The 17,059-nt window shown below is 74.3% G+C and carries 15 protein-coding genes; 10 read left to right on the plus strand and 5 right to left on the minus strand.

All coding sequences use genetic code 11. From position 1 onward, the window contains the following. Nucleotides 1–52 precede the first annotated feature (52 nt). Both ACGFS9_RS15755 and lon read left to right on the plus strand, forming a co-directional pair. Nucleotides 53–1,039, plus strand: coding sequence for a rhomboid-like protein (locus ACGFS9_RS15755; protein ID WP_393253607.1), 987 nt, complete (start codon nt 53–55; stop codon nt 1,037–1,039). 434 nt (nt 1,040–1,473) lie between these two features. Further along, entirely contained in the window at nt 1,474–3,888 is a 2,415-nt protein-coding gene (lon, locus tag ACGFS9_RS15760; RefSeq protein ID WP_393253609.1) for an endopeptidase La, read from the plus strand. Nucleotides 3,889–4,002: 114 nt separating this feature from the next. Here lon and ACGFS9_RS15765 read toward each other — a convergent pair whose 3' ends face one another. Continuing rightward, nucleotides 4,003–4,827 carry a lysozyme gene (locus tag ACGFS9_RS15765; RefSeq protein WP_393253610.1) on the minus strand — a complete coding sequence of 275 codons (825 nt, stop codon included), beginning with the start codon at nt 4,825–4,827 and terminating at the stop codon, nt 4,003–4,005. Nucleotides 4,828–5,106: 279 nt separating this feature from the next. Between ACGFS9_RS15765 and ACGFS9_RS15770 the strand changes: the two genes are divergently transcribed. Beyond that, complete coding sequence (locus ACGFS9_RS15770; RefSeq protein ID WP_393253611.1) at nt 5,107–5,625, plus strand: MarR family winged helix-turn-helix transcriptional regulator; 519 nt, start codon at nt 5,107–5,109, stop codon at nt 5,623–5,625. 28 nt (nt 5,626–5,653) lie between these two features. Here ACGFS9_RS15770 and ACGFS9_RS15775 read toward each other — a convergent pair whose 3' ends face one another. Beyond that, the gene (locus tag ACGFS9_RS15775) at nt 5,654–6,439 is read right to left on the minus strand and encodes a protein phosphatase 2C domain-containing protein (protein WP_393253612.1); all 786 of its coding nucleotides are present in this window, start codon (nt 6,437–6,439) and stop codon (nt 5,654–5,656) included. Nucleotides 6,440–6,797: 358 nt separating this feature from the next. Here ACGFS9_RS15775 and ACGFS9_RS15780 point away from each other — a divergent pair, with 358 nt between their 5' ends. From ACGFS9_RS15780 to ACGFS9_RS15810, 7 genes are all read left to right on the plus strand, one after another. Beyond that, nucleotides 6,798–9,878, plus strand: coding sequence for a nitrate- and nitrite sensing domain-containing protein (locus ACGFS9_RS15780; protein WP_393253613.1), 3,081 nt, complete (start codon nt 6,798–6,800; stop codon nt 9,876–9,878). Beyond that, on the plus strand, nt 9,875–10,378 hold the full coding sequence (locus tag ACGFS9_RS15785; protein WP_393253615.1) for a roadblock/LC7 domain-containing protein: 504 nt from the start codon (nt 9,875–9,877) through the stop codon (nt 10,376–10,378). Before ACGFS9_RS15780 ends, ACGFS9_RS15785 begins: the two co-directional genes overlap by 4 nt. Further along, nucleotides 10,375–10,785: a DUF742 domain-containing protein gene (locus ACGFS9_RS15790; protein WP_393253617.1), complete on the plus strand. Its 411-nt coding sequence runs from the start codon at nt 10,375–10,377 to the stop codon at nt 10,783–10,785. The genes ACGFS9_RS15785 and ACGFS9_RS15790 overlap by 4 nt, the downstream gene beginning before the upstream one ends. After that, nucleotides 10,766–11,404, plus strand: coding sequence for an ATP/GTP-binding protein (locus ACGFS9_RS15795; RefSeq protein WP_393253618.1), 639 nt, complete (start codon nt 10,766–10,768; stop codon nt 11,402–11,404). Before ACGFS9_RS15790 ends, ACGFS9_RS15795 begins: the two co-directional genes overlap by 20 nt. A gap of 30 nt (nt 11,405–11,434) precedes the next feature. Further along, entirely contained in the window at nt 11,435–12,688 is a 1,254-nt protein-coding gene (locus tag ACGFS9_RS15800; protein WP_393253619.1) for a styrene monooxygenase/indole monooxygenase family protein, read from the plus strand. A gap of 428 nt (nt 12,689–13,116) precedes the next feature. Continuing rightward, nucleotides 13,117–13,683, plus strand: coding sequence for a thioredoxin family protein (locus tag ACGFS9_RS15805; protein WP_393253620.1), 567 nt, complete (start codon nt 13,117–13,119; stop codon nt 13,681–13,683). After that, nucleotides 13,674–14,222, plus strand: coding sequence for a hypothetical protein (locus ACGFS9_RS15810; protein WP_393253622.1), 549 nt, complete (start codon nt 13,674–13,676; stop codon nt 14,220–14,222). The genes ACGFS9_RS15805 and ACGFS9_RS15810 overlap by 10 nt, the downstream gene beginning before the upstream one ends. A 178-nt stretch (nt 14,223–14,400) precedes the next feature. Here the strand turns inward: ACGFS9_RS15810 and ACGFS9_RS15815 are convergent, their stop codons facing one another. The 3 genes from ACGFS9_RS15815 to ACGFS9_RS15825 all read right to left on the minus strand — a co-directional run bounded on the left by ACGFS9_RS15815 (nt 14,401) and on the right by ACGFS9_RS15825 (nt 16,860). After that, nucleotides 14,401–15,693, minus strand: a complete 1,293-nt coding sequence (locus tag ACGFS9_RS15815) for an NlpC/P60 family protein (RefSeq protein ID WP_393253623.1) — start codon at nt 15,691–15,693, stop codon at nt 14,401–14,403. Between the two features lie 110 nt (nt 15,694–15,803). After that, entirely contained in the window at nt 15,804–16,124 is a 321-nt protein-coding gene (locus ACGFS9_RS15820; RefSeq protein ID WP_393253624.1) for a hypothetical protein, read from the minus strand. A gap of 10 nt (nt 16,125–16,134) precedes the next feature. Continuing rightward, a complete protein-coding gene (locus tag ACGFS9_RS15825) occupies nt 16,135–16,860 on the minus strand; it encodes a TetR/AcrR family transcriptional regulator (protein WP_393253626.1) in 726 nt (241 codons plus the stop codon). Nucleotides 16,861–17,059 lie beyond the last annotated feature (199 nt).

A 17,059-nucleotide genomic window follows, 5' to 3' on the forward strand; every position in this document is an offset into this window, starting at 1 on the left:
AGCGGCGGGTGGGACGCCGAACGGCTGGGCGGGGCGGAAGGAGCGCGGCGCGGTGGACGGCAGCGGTATCCGGACGGCCACCGCGGCGGCCGTGCCCCGGGCGGTGCCCGGTCCGGTGCTCCCCGTACCCGTCCGGGTGCGGGCACCTCGCCCCGGCGTCGGCCGGCGCGGCACGGTGCCGACCCCTCCCGGCGTCCCGCGGGGGCGCCGGGCCTTTCTCGGGCGGTCGCCGCTCGGCCGCGCCGGGCGGTCGGTCCGGCGACTGCTGCCGACCCCGCAGCGCACGCCGTTCACCTTCGGATACCTGCTCGTCCTCGCCGCCACCTCCACCGTCGCCGCGCACGCGGCCCCCTCGCTCGTCCGGGCGCTGCATCAGGCGTGCAGCACGGACGTCGCGCACCTCGTGCGGTATCCCGTGGCGGTGCTGTTCGCGAGTGCGCTGTGGATCGCCGGCGGGATCGCCTCGCCGTTCGCCGCCGGGTGCCTGCTCGCGCTGACCGCCCTGGAGCGCCGGATCGGGGGAGGGCGGACGGTCGGCGTCTTCCTGCTCGGTCACCTGGGCGCGACGCTGGCCACCGAGATACCGGTCGGGCTCGCGGTGTGGGCGGGCCGGTTGCCCGGCACGTCCCTGCACCGCTTCGACTACGGCATCAGCTACGGCGCGGCGGCCTGCGCGGGCTCCCTCGCCGGGCTGCTCGCGCCCCGGCTGCGGTGGCCCCTGCTGACCCTTGCCGCCGCGGCCCTCGTGGGGGGCCTGCTCGCGATCGACGACCCGCTGACCAACTGGGGACACCTGACCGCCCTGGCCCTCGGCCTCGCGACCTGGCCGCTCGTACGTCGCGGGAAGTGCGCTCGACCCACCACCGTCCCCCGGCGCCGGTACCCGCTGCGGTGGCGGGCCGGCAGGGGGGCCGACGGCGTACCAGGCCCGCCGCACCGGCGACTGCTCGGCACCAGCACCGGCACGGGCATAGCGCTCCGGCACGGGCTCGCGAACAGGACGGAACCGGCACCGGGACGGATGCCCGCGTCGTCCTGAACCGGCACCGGAACGGGCGCTTGAGCCGAGATCACCCGCACCGGGAACGGCTGCCGGAGCCGAGTCGTCCGTGCCGGCCGCCGACCGCCGACCGCCGACCGCCGACCGCCGACCGCCGACGGGACGCCGGAGTCGAACGCCGACGGGGCGCCGGAGCCGAGTCGTCCGTGCCGGCCGCCGACGGGACGTCCGATGCCCCGCCGCCATGGCCTCGGCGGCGGGTCGGGCCCCCTGCCGGACCCGCTCCCGGCGTCCCTCCGCCACCCTCCTGTCCGGCCGTCCGGCCGTCCGGCCGTCTGCCTCCTCGGGTGCCGCGGACGATGCCCGCCCGCTGTTCCGGAGTGATCGCTCACAGCGAACGCCGGCGCGGGAACATCCGAGGGTCGCCATGCATTGAGTGCACATAGCTCAACTTGTATGCCGAAGGGAAGATCATGGCTTCGACGTCCGCACCACTCACTCTGCCCGTGCTGCCGCTCGACGACGAGGTCGTGCTGCCCGGAATGGTGGTTCCGCTCGATCTGAACGACCCCGATGTACGGGCCGCCGTGGAGGCCGCCCAGGCCGCTGCCCGTGCAACGTCCGGCAAGCCCCAGGTACTCCTGGTCCCGCGCATCGACGGCACGTACGCGGGCACCGGCGTGCTCGGCACCGTCGAACAGGTCGGCCGGCTGGCCGACGGCGACCCGGGAGCGCTGATCCGCGGTCGCGGGCGGGTGCGGGTCGGCGCGGGCACCACCGGCCCCGGTGCGGCGCTCTGGGTCGAGGGCACCCGGGTCGACGAGACCGTCCCCGACCCGCTGCCCGGCCGCGTCGCCGACCTGGTCAAGGAGTACAAGGCCCTGGCCACGAGCTGGCTGCGCAAGCGGGCCGCCTGGCAGGTCGTGGACCGCGTCCAGCAGATCGACGACGTGTCCGCCCTCGCCGACAATTCCGGTTACTCGCCCTTCCTCTCTCTTGAGCAGAAGGTGGAGCTGCTGGAGACCGCCGACCCGGTGGCCCGCCTGAAGCTCGCCACCGAGCAGCTCCGCGAGCACCTCGCCGAGCAGGATGTCGCCGAGTCCATCGCCAAGGACGTCCAGGAGGGCGTCGACAAGCAGCAGCGGGAGTTCCTGCTGCGCCGCCAGCTCGACGCGGTGCGCAAGGAACTGCGCGACCTCAAGGGCGAGGACGGCGAGGAGGAGTCCGACGACTACCGCGCCCGGGTGGAGGCCGCCGACCTTCCGGAGAACGTCCGCGAGGCGGCCCTCAAGGAGGTCGAGAAGCTGGAGCGGTCCAGCGACCAGTCGCCCGAGGGCAGCTGGATCAGGACCTGGCTCGACACCGTCCTCGAACTGCCGTGGAACGAGCGGACCGAGGACCAGTACGACATCCCCGGCGCCCAGGCGCTGCTCGACGCCGAGCACGCCGGCCTGGAGGACGTGAAGGAGCGCATCACCGAGTACCTCGCCGTGCGCAAGCGCCGTGCGGACCGCGGTCTCGGGGTCGTCGGCGGCCGGCGCGGCGGCGCGGTGCTGGCGCTCGTCGGCCCGCCCGGCGTCGGCAAGACCTCGCTGGGCGAGTCCGTCGCGCACGCCATGGGCCGCACGTTCGTCCGGGTCGCCCTCGGCGGCGTCCGCGACGAGGCCGAGATCCGCGGCCACCGCCGTACGTACGTCGGCGCGCTGCCCGGCCGGATCGTGCGGGCGATCAAGGAGGCCGGGTCGATGAACCCGGTGGTCCTGCTCGACGAGATCGACAAGGTCGGCTCCGACTTCCGGGGCGACCCGGCGGCGGCGCTCCTCGAAGTCCTCGACCCGGCGCAGAACCACACCTTCCGCGACCACTACCTGGAGGTCGAACTCGACCTCTCGGACGTGGTGTTCCTCGCGACGGCCAACGTGCTCGAAGCCATCCCGGAGGCCCTGCTCGACCGCATGGAGCTGGTCCGCCTCGACGGCTACACCGAGGACGAGAAGGTCGTCATCGCCCGGGACCACCTGCTGCCCCGGCAGCTGGAGCGGGCCGGACTGGAGAAGGACGAGGTCGTCCTCGACGAGAGCGCGCTGCGCAAGCTGGCCGGGGAGTACACCCGGGAAGCGGGCGTGCGGAACCTGGAGCGGGCCGTCGCCCGGCTGCTGCGCAAGGTCGCGGCCCAGCACGAACTGGGCGAGCGGGAGCTGCCGTTCACGGTGATCGACGCGGACCTGCGCGGACTCGTCGGGCGCCCGCACCACGTGCCGGAGTCCGCCCAGGACCCGGCCGAGCGCCGCACGGCGGTGCCCGGTGTCGCGACCGGCCTCGCCGTCACCGGAGCGGGCGGAGACGTCCTCTTCGTGGAGGCGTCGCTGGCCGACCCGGAGACGGGTGCCGCGGGTCTGACCCTGACCGGTCAGCTCGGGGACGTGATGAAGGAGTCCGCGCAGATCGCGCTGTCGTTCCTGCGCTCGCACGGCGCCGAGCTCGAACTGCCGGTGGGCGACCTGAAGGACCGCGGCGCGCACATCCACTTCCCGGCGGGCGCGGTCCCCAAGGACGGACCGAGCGCGGGCGTCACCATGACGACCGCCCTCGCGTCGCTGCTGTCGGGCCGGCTGGTCCGCACCGACGTGGCCATGACCGGGGAGGTCTCGCTGACCGGCCGCGTGCTGCCCATCGGCGGGGTCAAGCAGAAGCTGCTCGCCGCGCACCGGGCGGGGGTCACGACCGTGATCATCCCCAAGCGCAACGAGGCCGACCTGGACGACGTCCCGGCCGAGGTCCTGGAGAAGCTCGACGTCCACGCCGTCACGGACGTCCGCCAGGTCCTGGAGCTGGCACTGGCGCCGGCGACGAACGGTGCCGTGCCGGAGGTCCCGGTGGCGGCGTGACGGACGCCTCCGGCGGTGAGGGCCCGGGTCCCGTGAGGGAGGCCCGGGCCCTCGCCGTGCGCCGTGCGGTGCGGGGGCCGTCGGGTGCCGCCGCCGGTCCGCGCCCGGCGCCGGTCAGCCGTTGGCGAGGGCCGTCACGCGGTCCAGGGCGCCGTTGAACCGGTCGTGGTCCCCGACGGTCGGGCCGGACGACGTGTACTGCCACATCGTGTAGTAGCCCCAGCCGGCCGGCAGCGTCCCCGGAGCGGTGTCGTAGCGGGCGATCCACAGCGGGTTGGCGGCGGCGAACCCGCCGTAGTTGCCGGTGCACTGGCTCCACCAGCTGGTGGCCGTGTAGATGACCGCGTCCCGTCCGGTGCGCGCCTTGTACCGGGTGAGGAAGCTGCCGATCCAGCCGACCATCGCGCTCGCGGTCTTGCCGTAGCAGGCCGCGCCGTAGGGGTTCCACTCGATGTCGAGCGTGCCCGGGAGCGTCTTGCCGTCCCTGGACCAGCCGCCGCCGTGGTCGACGAAGTAGTCGGCCTGGGCGGCACCGGTCGTGGTGTCGGGGGTCGCGAAGTGGTAGGCGCCGCGGATCATGCCCACGTTGTAGGAGCCGTTGTACTGCTGGGCGAACGAGGGGTTCGTGTAGTACGTCCCCTCGCTCGCCTTCGTGTACGCCCACCGGACGCCGCTGCTCCACAGCGTCGACCAGGCGACGTTGCCCTGGTGGCCGGAGACGTCCACGCCCTCGGTCTGGGCGGCCAGCGCCGGGGCGGGCAGGCCGCCCCGGCCGTCGTGGGCGATGACACCCATGCCCATCCGGGCCGAGCCCCGGGCCGGGACGTCGGCGGCGTCGGCGGTGGCGGGCAGGGTGCAGAGCTGCGAGAACGCGGCGAACAGGGTGGCGACCGCGAGCAGGCGCAGGCGGCGGGCCGTTCCGGATCCGTGCACGGGCATGTGCGTGCCTCCGAAGGGCGAGGGAGCTCCAGTGGAGCCCGGTGGGGGGAGAGCGGGCACGCGCGCCGCGGGGATCGGGTCACCGTCGACCCGGAATGGCGTGTGCATGCCAGCCAAAACGAGTGCCTGACCAAGAAGCTACGCACGTAGACAGCGGCGTGGGAAGAGGGGCCGGACGCTGCCGTTGGTCTACGCCTGCGAAATACTGGCGGAGCTGCGGTAACGGGCTGGTTCCGACGGAAACTTTCAGGATCGGGAAACCGAGTCAGGGGTGCTGACGTGCACGATCACGAGAACGGCGGCGGGCGTCCGGGCCCGCCCGGCGCGGTGGGGCAGGGGGCGGAGGAGCCGGTGGAGCAGGGCGACGGGGTACGCGAGTTCCTCTCCCTGGAGCGCGAGTTGACGCTGTTCCTGCGCCGGGCGCGCGCCAGCCAGGGCGAGATGGCCCGCGAGGTCCACCCCGACCTGGAGTCCGCCGCGTACGGACTGCTGGTCCGGCTCGACGAGTGCGGGCGCCAGCGCGCCACCGAACTCGCCGCCTACATCGGCGTCGGCAAGGCCACCATGTCCCGGCAGTTGCGCGCTCTGGAGGAGCTGGGCCTGGTCGCCCGCGAACCCGACCCCGCCGACGGCCGCGCCTGGCTCGTCCACCTCACCGACGAGGGGCGCGGTCGCGTCACCAGTGTCCGCGAGGCCCGCCGCGCCCGCTACGTGCGTCAACTCGCCCACTGGGACCAGGACGAGGTCGCCGAACTCGCCCGGCTGCTGCACCAGTTGAACTCGGGCATGGAGAAGTGAGGGGAGCGGCGACGGTCTCCCGCGCCGCTCACAGCTGCACGAACACCGCCGTCGCGTCGTCGTGCGTCTTGCCCCGGCCCGGCGACCGCTTCGCCGCCTCCGCGCGCTCCAGCGTGCGGACCCGCTCCACCAGCGCCGCCGGGCCCTCCTTGCGCACCAGCCCGAACAGGTCGGTCCAGTCGCCCTCGTGGAACCGCTCCACCCAGCGGGCGGCGCCGTCGGTGAGGGCGGTCAGGGCGTGCACCGCCTCGCGGGGGAAGGTGCCCGTCACCGCGCGGGCGGCCACGGCCGGATCGGCCGCGGCGGTGAAGAAACCGCCCTCCCTGTTGCGGACCGTGGCGTCGGCCACCTCGTCCGATACGAGCGAGGCCCGCGGCACCCGGGAGAGCCGGTCGTCGAGCAGGGCGGTGACCTCGCCGGCGGGGGACTCCACCAGCAGGAGGGAGTCGGAGAGGACCAGGTACTCGACCTCCGCGGCCGACCAACGCGCGAGGGCGACGGTCGCCTGAGGCGTCCTCGGGTGAGAAAGGTCACAGGTCGCGGCATGGGCCCCGGCGACCCTGCGGATGCCCTCGGCCAGCACCTCACGCAGCGGCACATCGCCCTGCGAAACGGATAGTTCGGTCAGTGCGCCGCCCAGCCGTGCGGTGAACCAGGCCACCGTGTGCCGGCAGCCGTAGCCGCTCCGGGGCGGCGTCACCCCGTCCAGCACCACCAAGGCGCCGCCCTGTCCTGAAGCGGGAACTCCGACCGCCGCGAAGTCCTCGTTGGGGCGGGCCGGGTCGCCGGGCTCCGACACGAGTTCAGTGCGCATCCGGCCAGTCTGCACGACCCTTTCACAAGGCTCACCAAAGGTCGGCAAGCGTCGCCGAACTCCTGCCGTCCACCGGGCCGGACGCCGGGTTTGCCATGGAATGATCGACTCCCGGAAGGCGTGGCGGCGCATCCTGCCAAAGGCGGGTCCCGACGTCCAACCGGCCCACCGCGCGGGCCCCTCGCGGGTGCCGGAGGAACTTGCCCGCCAACTCCCCTCCGGGGTTCACTCCTTCGGGTGGCGGCCCGGACGATGCAGGACCACCGCCCACCGGCACTGGGAGGGTCGGGAGCCGTACGGGCGGACGCCCCGATCGACCGGATGTCACCCGGACCCCGGATGGGTACACGAGTCAGGAATGCGAGCACCGGTGCAGAAGACGCGGCCGAGGCGCACAGGCAAGAAGACGGTCTCCGGCTCCACGGAGGGCGGCGCCGTCGGCGACGCCACCGGCTCCGCGGGCCGCGGCAGGACCGCCCACGTACGCAACCGGCTCATCGTCGCGGTGGCCGTCGTCGCGGCCGCCGTCGCCGGAGCAGGGGCCCCCACGGTGCTGGCCGCCTCGCGGCAACTGAACGACTCCCAGAACCTGGTGACGCTCTCCCAGCGCACCCAGCAGGCGCTCACGCTCGCCCACTCGCTGGCCGACGAGCGCGACGACGTCACCGCCTACGTCGCCGCAGGCCGCCCCAAGTCCAAGGCCCCCTCCGAGCAGCGCAGCGCCCGGGTGGACCGCCAGGTCGACGAACTGCGCGCGGACGAGGACGCCCCCGCCGCGCTCCGCGAGGACCTCGACGCGATCGCCGCCCTGCGGCGCGCGGCCCTGACCGGGAAGAGCTCCGCCCTCGCGGCGCACCGGGCGTATTCGCGGACCATCGCCGACCTGCACGCCCTCGCCGAGGACCTGGGCGACCGCCTGCCGGTCCGGGCCGGCTCCGGCGCCCACGCGCTCGCCGAACTCGACACCGCCGTCCAGCAGTCCGCCGCGGCCCGCGGACTGCTCCTCGCGGCCCTCGCGATCCCGCGCACCACCCAGACCGTCATCGACCCCGTCACCGGCCTGGCGACCACGACGACCGCCTCCTCGGCCGCCGGCACCCAGCAGCGCGACGAACTCACCGCCGCCGCCCAGCAGGCCCGGGTCCGCTCCGACGCGGCGCTCGCCGGCTTCCGGGAGACGGCGCCCGACCGGGCCGTCACCTCCTACGACTCCACGGTCACCGGCCCCGACGTGGGCACCGCCGACCGGTACCTGAAGTCCCTGACCGACGAGCCGAAACTCGCCGACTCCGAACTCGGCACCTCGCCCACGAAGCTGGACGGCGCGCTGTCCGCCCGCGTCGACCTGATGCGCGGCGCCGAGTCCTCCCTCAACGACCACCGCACCAAGGACCTCGAACAGCTCCGGGACGACGACGTCACCGCCCTGGAGATCCGCGTCGTGCTCCTCGGCGTCGTGCTGCTCGTCGCGGTCGGCGTCACGATGGCCATGGCCCGCACGCTGACCCGGCCGCTCTCCGTGCTCCGCCGCGGCTCGGCCCGGCTCGCCGCCGACCCCGGCTCCACGGAACCGATCACCTTCACCGGCCGCAACGACGAGTTCGCCGAGGTCGTCCGCTCCGTCAACGCGCTGCACGAGCACGCCGCCGCGCTGCACGAACGGCACACCACCCTCGAAGGGGACCGCAAGCACCTCATCGGCCAGCGCCAGCTCATGGCCGACGAGCGCGACCGGCTCCGCGCCGAACTCGCGGCGGCCACCGGCCACCTCCAGCAGGTCCGCGGCACCATCCACGGCACCTTCGTCAACCTCGCGCTGCGCACCCTCGGGCTGGTGGAGCGTCAGCTCGGGGTCATCGAGAACCTGGAGGAGCGCGAGCAGGACCCGGAGCGCCTCGCCACCCTCTTCAAGCTCGACCACTTCGCCACCGTCATGCGGCGGCACAGCGAGAACCTCCTCGTCCTCGCGGGCGCCGAACACGTGCAGCACCACGCCGGCCCGGTGCCCCTGGTCGACGTCGTCCGCGCCGCGGTCAGCGAGATCGAGCGCTACGAGCGGGTCCGGATCGCCGCCCTGCCGCCGCACGCCCACCTCGCCGGGTTCGCCGCCGACGACGTCAGCCACCTGGTCGCCGAACTCCTGGAGAACGCCTCCTCGTTCTCCCCGCCCGACGTGCCCGTCGAGGTCTCCGGCTGGCTGCTGGAGAGCGGCGAGGTGATGCTCTCCGTGCAGGACGAGGGCATCGGCATGACGGAGGAGCGGATGAGCCAGCTCAACAGCCGGCTCGCCGACTTCGAGCCCGAGGACGCCTACGACCAGGAGAGCGGCGAGGGCCTCGGACTCGGCCTCTACGTGGTGGCCCGGCTCGCCCACCGGCACGGCGTCCGCGTGCAGCTGCGCGAGCAGAAGCAGGGCGGAGTGGCCGCCGTGGTCGTCCTGCCCAAGTCCCTGCTGGCCCCCGCCCCCTCGTCCACCGTGCCGGCGCCCGCCGCGCGGCTCGCGGGTGCCGTCCCCTCGGTGGCCCTGCCCGGCGCCGACGCGGAGGCCAACTCCAATGTCCTGCGCGGCCGTTCGCACCAGGCGGCGACACCGCCCGCCGCCGGCGAGGACCCGCTGATCACCGCGGCCCAGGCCGCCGTACGGGACGCCGGAGAGCCCGCCGCGGACGGCGAGCCCGCCCCGGTGGCCGCCCCCGCGGCCGATGCCCCGGCCCCGGTCATCCCGGCGCCCCGCGAGCCCCGGCCCGCCGTGGACCCGCTCCCGGAGACCGCGCCCGAGACCACGATGGAGCTGCTGCTCCCGGACCTGGTCGCGCCGGCACCGCACCCCGCCGACGAGGAGACCGGCCCGGCCGCCGACGGGCCCCGCCCCGCCGCCGGGCCGGACGCCCGCCCCGCCGCCCCGCAGGCCGGTGCCGCCGCCGGTGAGCCGCTGCCCCGGCGCGACCCGGCAGGCCCCGCCGCGACCGCCCCGGCCGGCCCCGCCTCCGCCGGGTCCGAGGCCGCCTCCCGCCCCGCGTCCGGACCGGCCGGCTCCGCGGAGTCCGAGCGGCCCGCCGGCGACACGTACGCCATCGGCCCCGACCGCCACGAACGTGCCCCCGATGAGCGCCCCCGGCTCACCGACAAGGGGCTGCCCAAGCGGACGCCGAGAATCTCCGCACCCGCCGCGCCCCCGCGCCCCCGGGCGGGCGGCGTCGACGCCGACGCCCTGCGGCGCAGGCTCGGCGGATTCCACCGGGGTGCGGTCGAGGGCCGCCGGGACGTCGAGGCCGAGATCGCCGACGGGACGCACCGCACGCCCGCCCCCACGGGCGGGACCCCGTCGTCACCCGCGCCCACGGCACCCGCGCCCGCCGAATCCACGCCCATCGGGCGTCCGCGCACCGAACAGGACGTAGAAGCATCGGGGGGCACCGTCGAGGAGGCAAGCAGTTGACCGCGCCCAGTACCTTCGGCTTGAGCAGTGAAGCCCGCAACCTGCACTGGCTGCTGACGAATCTCGTCGAGGAGGTGCCGGGCCTCCAATCGGTCGCGGTCGTCTCCTCCGACGGCCTGCTGCTGCTGTCCTCCGACCCCGGCCGCCACGCCGAGGTCCGGACGGCGGACACCACCAGGCCCGCCGGCCCCAAGGGGTCGGCGGCCGACCTCGCCACCATCGTCTCCGGCATCGGCAGCCTCACCATCGGGGCCGCCAAGCTGATGGACGGCGGCGGGGTCAAGCAGACGATGGTCGCGATGGACGAGGGAAGCCTGTTCGTCATGTCGATCAGCGACGGCTCGCTCCTCGGCGTCCACGGCTCCCCGGACTGCGACATGAGCGTGGTGGCGTACCACATGGCGCTCTTCGTCGGCCGCGCCGGACACGTCCTGACCCCCGAGCTGCGCACCGAGCTCCGGCAGTCCCTCGAGGCCGAAGCGCTCGGGAGTGCCCGATGACCGTGTCGAACAGCGTCTCCAGGCTTCCCGTGCGCGGCGGCGACCGCAAACCCGCCCGGGTCCGTCCCTACTCGCTCACCGGCGGGCGGACCCGCTTCGGGCACGTGCTCCTCGTGGAGACCTTCGTGGCCGCGCTGGACGCCCCGGAGGAGCGCAGGGAGCTGACGAACGGCTCCCTCACCCACCGGGTGATGCCCGAGATGCGGGCCATCGTCGAACTCTGCCGGCGGATGCGCACGGTGGCCGAGATCGCCGCCCTCCTCAGCATGCCGCTCGGTGTGGTCCGTGTGCTGCTGAGCGACCTGGCGGACCAGGGAAAGATCCGCGTGTACGGAACGGGGCACGGGCCGGGGCAGCCGGACCGCGCCCTGCTGGAAAGGGTGCTGAGTGGACTCCGTCGTCTCTGACGCCGCACCTGGCGTCGTCTCCCTCCCCGACGAGGAGGAGAACCTCCAGGCCTGGCAGACCGACCGCACCCGTGCGCCGATCGCCACCAAGATCGTGGTGGCGGGCGGCTTCGGCGTCGGCAAGACCACCATGGTCACCTCCGTCTCGGAGATCACGCCCCTCCAGACGGAGGCGCTGATGACCCGGGCCAGCGAGGACACCGACGACCTCACCGGGACGCCGGACAAGGTGACCACCACCGTGGCCATGGACTTCGGCCGCATCACGCTCGACGACGACCTGGTGCTCTACCTCTTCGGGACGCCGGGCCAGCAGCGGTTCTGGTTCATGTGGGACGACCTGGTGCGCGGTGCGATCGGCGCGGTGGTCCTCGCCGACACCCGCCGCCTGTCGGACTGCTTCCCGGCACTCGACTACTTCGAGAGCTGCGGGCTGCCCTACGTCGTCGCGGTCAACCACTTCGACGGCAGCGAGCGGTTCGAGCCGGAGGACGTGCGGGAGGCCCTCACCGTGCCCCCGCACATACCTGTCATGATCATGGACGCGCGTCGCCGGATCTCCGTCGTGGAGACCTTGCTGGCCCTCGTCGGCCACGCGCTGGAAGCAAGCCCCGAATAGGGACGCCTAGGCCGTAGGAGAAACACCCGCATGCGGAAGATACTCGTCGTCGGAGCCGGCCAGTCCGGACTCCAGCTCGCCCTCGGCCTCCAGTCGCAGGGATACGAGGTCACCCTGATGTCGAACCGGACGGCCGACGAGATCCGTACCGGCCGGGTCATGTCGACCCAGTGCATGTTCGACACGGCACTCCAGCACGAACGCGATCTCCAGCTGAACTTCTGGGAGTCCCAGGCCCCGCGCATCGAGGGCCTCGGCGTCTCGGTCGCCGCCCCCGGCTCCTTCGACCCCGGCCCCTCCCAGCGCGCCGTCGACTGGGTCGGCAGGCTCGACGGGTACGCCCAGTCGGTCGACCAGCGGGTCAAGATGGCCGGGTGGATGGAGACGTTCGCCCAGCGCGGCGGCCAGCTCGTCATCCACGGCGCGGCGGTCTCCGACCTCGACTACTTCTCCCGCGCCTACGACCTCGTCCTGGTCTCGGCCGGCAAGGGCGAACTCGTCTCGATGTTCGGCCGTGACGCGTCCCGCTCGCCGTACACCGAGCCGCAGCGCGCCCTCGCGGTCTCCTACGTGCACGGCCTGGGCCCGCGCCCCGAGCACCCGGACGTCGACGCGGTGCGCTGCAACCTGGTGCCGGGCGTCGGCGAACTGTTCGTCATGCCGACCCTCACCACCTCGGGGCGCGCCGACATCCTCTTCTGGGAGGGAATCCCGGGCGGTCCGCTCGACGTCTTCAACGGCGTCAAGGACCCGGGCCAGCACCTCGCGCTCACCCTGGAGCTCATGGAGCGCTTCACGCCCTGGGAGTACGCGCGGGCCACCGGTGTCGAACTCACCGACGCGGGCGGCACGCTGTCCGGGCGGTACGCCCCGACGGTGCGCAACCCGATCGGCCGCCTCCCCGGCGGCGGCCTGGTCCTCGGTGTCGCCGACGTCGTCGTGGCCAACGACCCGATCACCGGCCAGGGGTCGAACTCGGCCGCCAAGTGCGCCGCCGCCTACCTCTCCTCGATCGTCGAACGCGGCGACAAGCCCTTCGACGAGGAGTGGATGCGGGCGACCTTCGACCGCTACTGGGACACCGCCCGGCACGTCACCAAGTGGACCAACGCCATGCTCGGCGTCCCGCCGGAGCACGTCCTCAACCTCATCGGCGCCGCCGGCGAACTCCAGCCGGTCGCGGACCGCTTCGCCAACGGCTTCGACAACCCGGCCGACTTCGAGAACTTCTTCTTCGACCCGGAGAAGACGGGCGCGTACCTGGAGTCGGTCGCGGGCGCCTGACCTCGCTCCGGCCCGCGGCCGGACTGTCGGTACCTGTCGACGTGGGCCGCCCCCGGGCGGCCCACAGGCGGCTCGGCGTCAGATCCCGAGCAGCCGGTTGCGGGCGGAACAGCGCCAACGCCGAGGTTCCGTACCGGGACCGGGCCCAGGATCTCGGCGCGTTCCGTCCGACCGTCTGCGGCCCTGCGACGGCGCAGCCGAATGCGGCACCCCCCCGGGAAGGGCAGGACGGAAGCCGGACACGGCGCCGCCCCGGCCCGGCCGGAGATCATCCCCGGCGCCTGCCGAACGGACCCGGTCGTATGAAAAGCTCTGGGCACATCTGCCATTGCCCGGCAGAACCCCCGAAGCACCGAAGGCGGCCGCGTGTGGATCGCGGTCGCCCACCTGTGCCGCGGGCTCGGATGGAAGAGACGGCGAGGAGCCACGTGAGACGTCCCCTGTTCACCGCGATGCTGGCACTGACCGCAATGGCCTCGCCGGCACTCACCGGTTGTGGCAGCACGGCCACCGCGTCCCACACGGCCCCCGCCTCCGTCGCCGCCAAGCCCGCCAAGAAGTCGGCGGAACCGGACTCGTCCTCGACGACCACCTCCTCCGCGAAGGCCGAGCCCGAGTACGACCCGAAGGCGGACGCTGCCGCCGACATCGCGGCCGCTCTCAAGTCGGCGAAGAAGGACGGTCGCCCGGTGCTCGTCGACTTCGGCGCCGACTGGTGCATGGACTGCCGCGTCCTGGGCGCCCGTTTCAAGGAGTCCGGGCCGTCCGCGTTGCTGGCCGACTACCACGTGGTGAGGGTGGACGTCGGCAACTTCGACCACAATCTGGACGTCGCCGCACGCTATGTGGACCTGCGTACGAGCGGCATACCGGCCCTGGTCGTTCTCGACCCCGCTTCCGGCCGGGCCAAGGTGGCCACGAACAAGGGCGAGTTCGCCAACGCGCGCACGATGTCGGCGGACCAGGTCCAGGAGTTCCTGAAGCGATGGACATAGCCGTCCGCCCCGGGCTCCGCACCCGCCGTGCGCACCGCGGGGCGGTCCTGGCCCTGGCTGCTGCAATGCTTGCGGGCTGCGCCGGAACGGGGACGAGCGACGCCGTGGTGGACGCCGCTTCGTTCTCCGCCGGCGGCGTGGTGGTCTCGGTGCGGGTCGAATCCCGAGGCGACGGCCTGCGGGTCCTCGCGGACCTGCGGCCCCGGCAGGCGGGCTTCCACCTGTACAGCCTCGACCTTCCCGACGGCGGTGTCGACGGGATCGGCATCCCGACCCGTATCCGTGCCGAGGCGGCGTTGCGGGCCGCAGGCCCGGCGACCACCGACGCCGAGCGGCGGGTGCTCCGCCCTGCGGGCCTCGACGTTCGGCTGCCGGTGTACGAGGACGGACGGGTCGTCCTCGAGTTGCCCGTACGCCGCGTCGGAGGGAAGGACCGCGCGCGGGTGCTCCTCACGTACGGCGCATGCAGCGAACGCGCGGGATGTCTGCCTCCCGTACACGACCGCGCCGTAACCCTGTCGCTGGGACCTGCGAGTTAGCGGTCCGGCGGTACGTCTCCGTTCTCGGCCGCTCAGGGGGCTGGGAGAGGGGAGCGGAGTGGTGTGACGGTGCGGGTGGGACGGGCCTCGGCGGGGTGCCGCCCCCCATGGACGGCTGCGCCGCGTGCGATGACAGCGGCGGGCGGGTGCCGGATCGCGACCCGGAGACGACGGGCGCCTACCTCGCCTCGCTGGCCGGGGCCGGCGCGGCGTAGCCCTCGTCGTCTCCCTCCGCGGCGTTCCCGGGGAGCCTCGGCGGTGTCCAGTGCCGCAGGGGCTCCCCGCCCGGGTCCGGGCGGACCGCGCCCAGCAGCGGGTTGGCCGCGACGGGGGAGACCTTGACCCGCGCGCCGGGCCTGGGCGCCTGCACCACCATCCCGCCGCCCAGGTACAGCGCGACGTGTGTGGCCTCGGGGAAGTACACCACCAGGTCCCCCGGGCGCAGTTCGTCGAGGGGGACGCGGCGCAGCTCGGCCCACTGCTCCTGGCTGGTCCGGGGGACCGCTCGTCCCGCCCGGTCCCAGGCCCGCGAGGTGAGCCCCGAGCAGTCGTAGGCCGCCGGCCCCTCGGCGCCCCACACGTAGGGCTTGCCGATCTGCTCCACGGCGTAGCGCACCGCCCGCTCGCCCGCCGCCGTGGGGGCGCGGTCGTCGTCGAGCGCCCCGGAGGCCATGAGCGTCCGCTGCGCCGCGGCCGTCCCGGCGCGCTCCGCCCGGTCCAGCTCGGCGAGCTGGTCCTCGGTCAGCGAGGCGAGCAGTCGCTGCACGGCGTCCAGGCGCTCCCGGACCGCGTCCCGCTCCTTGCGCTGCCGCTCGGCGAGCGAGAGCCGGCCGTCCAGCGCCTTGCGGGCGGCCCGCGCCAGCACGTCGATCCGCTTCTCGCCCCCGGCGACGCGCTGCACGGTCTCCGCCCGCTCCAGCGACAACTGCCCGATGACATGGCCCTGGTCCAGGGCGTGCTGCGGATCGCGGGCCAGCAGCAACCGTACGTAGGAGGAGATCTCCCCGCTGCTCTGGTACTGCTGGCGGGCCAGCCGGCCGGCCGCGCCGCGGCTGTCGTGCAGCGAGAGGCGGGCCGCGGCGAGGCGGGCGTCGAGCCGGTCGGTCTCCGCGCGCTGCTCCTTCAGCTTCTCGGCCGTGCCGTTGTACGCCTCGGTGGCCTTCTCGGCCTCCCGGTACAGCCGCTGAAGCTCCGTCAGCAGCGAGGCCGCCGACCGCCCGGAGCCTTCCTCGGTGCCGGTGCCGGTGCCGGTGCCGGTGCCGGTGTCCGATTCCGTGGCCGTGGGGGTGCCGGCCTCGGCGCCGGTGCGGGGGGCCTCGTCCGCCGCGGGGCCGGGCGCGCCGTCGGCGGCCCCGGTCGCGGCTCCGCTCGTGGGGCCCGGCTCGGGGAGGGCCGCCGCGGGGGACGGCGCGAGCAGGGCGCCGGCCGCCACCGCCGCCGTGCAGACCAGACGCAGAAGCCGTCCTGACACGTCATCACCTCCGGTGCCCGGGGCGGCCCGTCCACCGCCCCTCTCGCACCGGCAGGATCGGGCGGACGCCTCCCGGGCGCGCGCCGGGTGGCCGCTTCGGCGCAAGAAGGTCACTCGTCGGCGTTGCCGCCCGGCGTGTCGCCGCCCGCGCCGCCTCGCTTGTGCCTGCGCGCGGACCAGGGGAGGGCGAACCGGGGGCCCGAACCGTCGTCCGCGGGGTCGTACTCGTACGTCCATCCCTTGTGCAGGCCGAGCCGCTTGCCGGTCGCCGCCTGGACCCGCCGGTACACGAGCACGGTGGGCGGTCCGCCGTCCGGAGCGGGCACGGGGACGCGGTACGTCTTGGGCGGGTGGCCGGTGATCCCGAGCAGCACGGGCAGCACGCGGCCGTCCAGCGGGCCGCCGACAAAGGGGGTGTCTTCGCTCTTCACCGGACCAGTGTCACAGCAGGTGCGCCGCGTCCCCGACAACGGGCAGCACCCGGCTCACCAGCGTGCCCACGACGCCGTCGGGGCGCTCCATCGACAGCGAGGCGCGGACCACCGCCGCGGTCTGCGGGTCGCGGCCCGCGCTCGTCGCGAGCACGGCCACGAACTGCTCGACGAGCCAGTCCCGCAGCTCGTCCAGCGGCGGTTCCTTGCCCTCGTCGAGCCAGATCAGCGAGGCCGCCTCCACCGCCGTGATCCACATCCGCACGGTCATCCGCAGCCGGGGGCCGGGGGTCCGCACCGCGAGGTGGTCGAGGATGTGGTCCGCCGCCGCCCGGCGGACCCCGTCGACGATGGCCGTGGTGCGGGAGGTCTCGATGACGCTGCCGCCCTGGAGCAGCGCGCTGAACCCGGCGTCGTGCTGGTCCACGAAGGCGAGGTAGCGGTCCAGGGCGTGCGAGAGGCGCTCGGTCAGCGGGCCCTCGGGGGGTTCGGCGAAGCACTGCTTCAGCTCGTCCGCGGCGGAGCGCAGCGCGGCCTCGTACAACTGCTGTTTGCCGCCGGGGAAGTAGCGGTACACCAGCGGCCGGGACACGCCGGCCGCCTCCGCCACGTCGTCCAGCGAGACCTCCTCCGGCACCCGCTGGGCGAAGAGGGAGAGCGCGGCGTCGAGGAGCTGGCTGCGCCGTTCCTCGACGCTGAGCCGGCGGTACGCGGGAGTGGAGGCCTGCGAGGTCATGTCGGGCAGCGTAACCGGACCGCCCGCGGCCTCGCCGTGACGGCGGCGCGCGGGGCGGACCGCCTCCCGCCGCGGTCCGCCGGGCGGCGGGGGGGGGGGGGGGGGGGCGGCCGGCGGCCCGCGCCCCCCGGGGGGCCCGGGCGGCCCCGCCGGCCGGAGGCCTTACCCAGCCGGCGGCCGGCCCCCCGCCCCCCCCCCA

Origin of the sequence: Streptomyces sp. NPDC048566 (assembly GCF_043199735.1) — a bacterium.
Classification (GTDB): Bacteria; Actinomycetota; Actinomycetes; order Streptomycetales; family Streptomycetaceae; genus Streptomyces.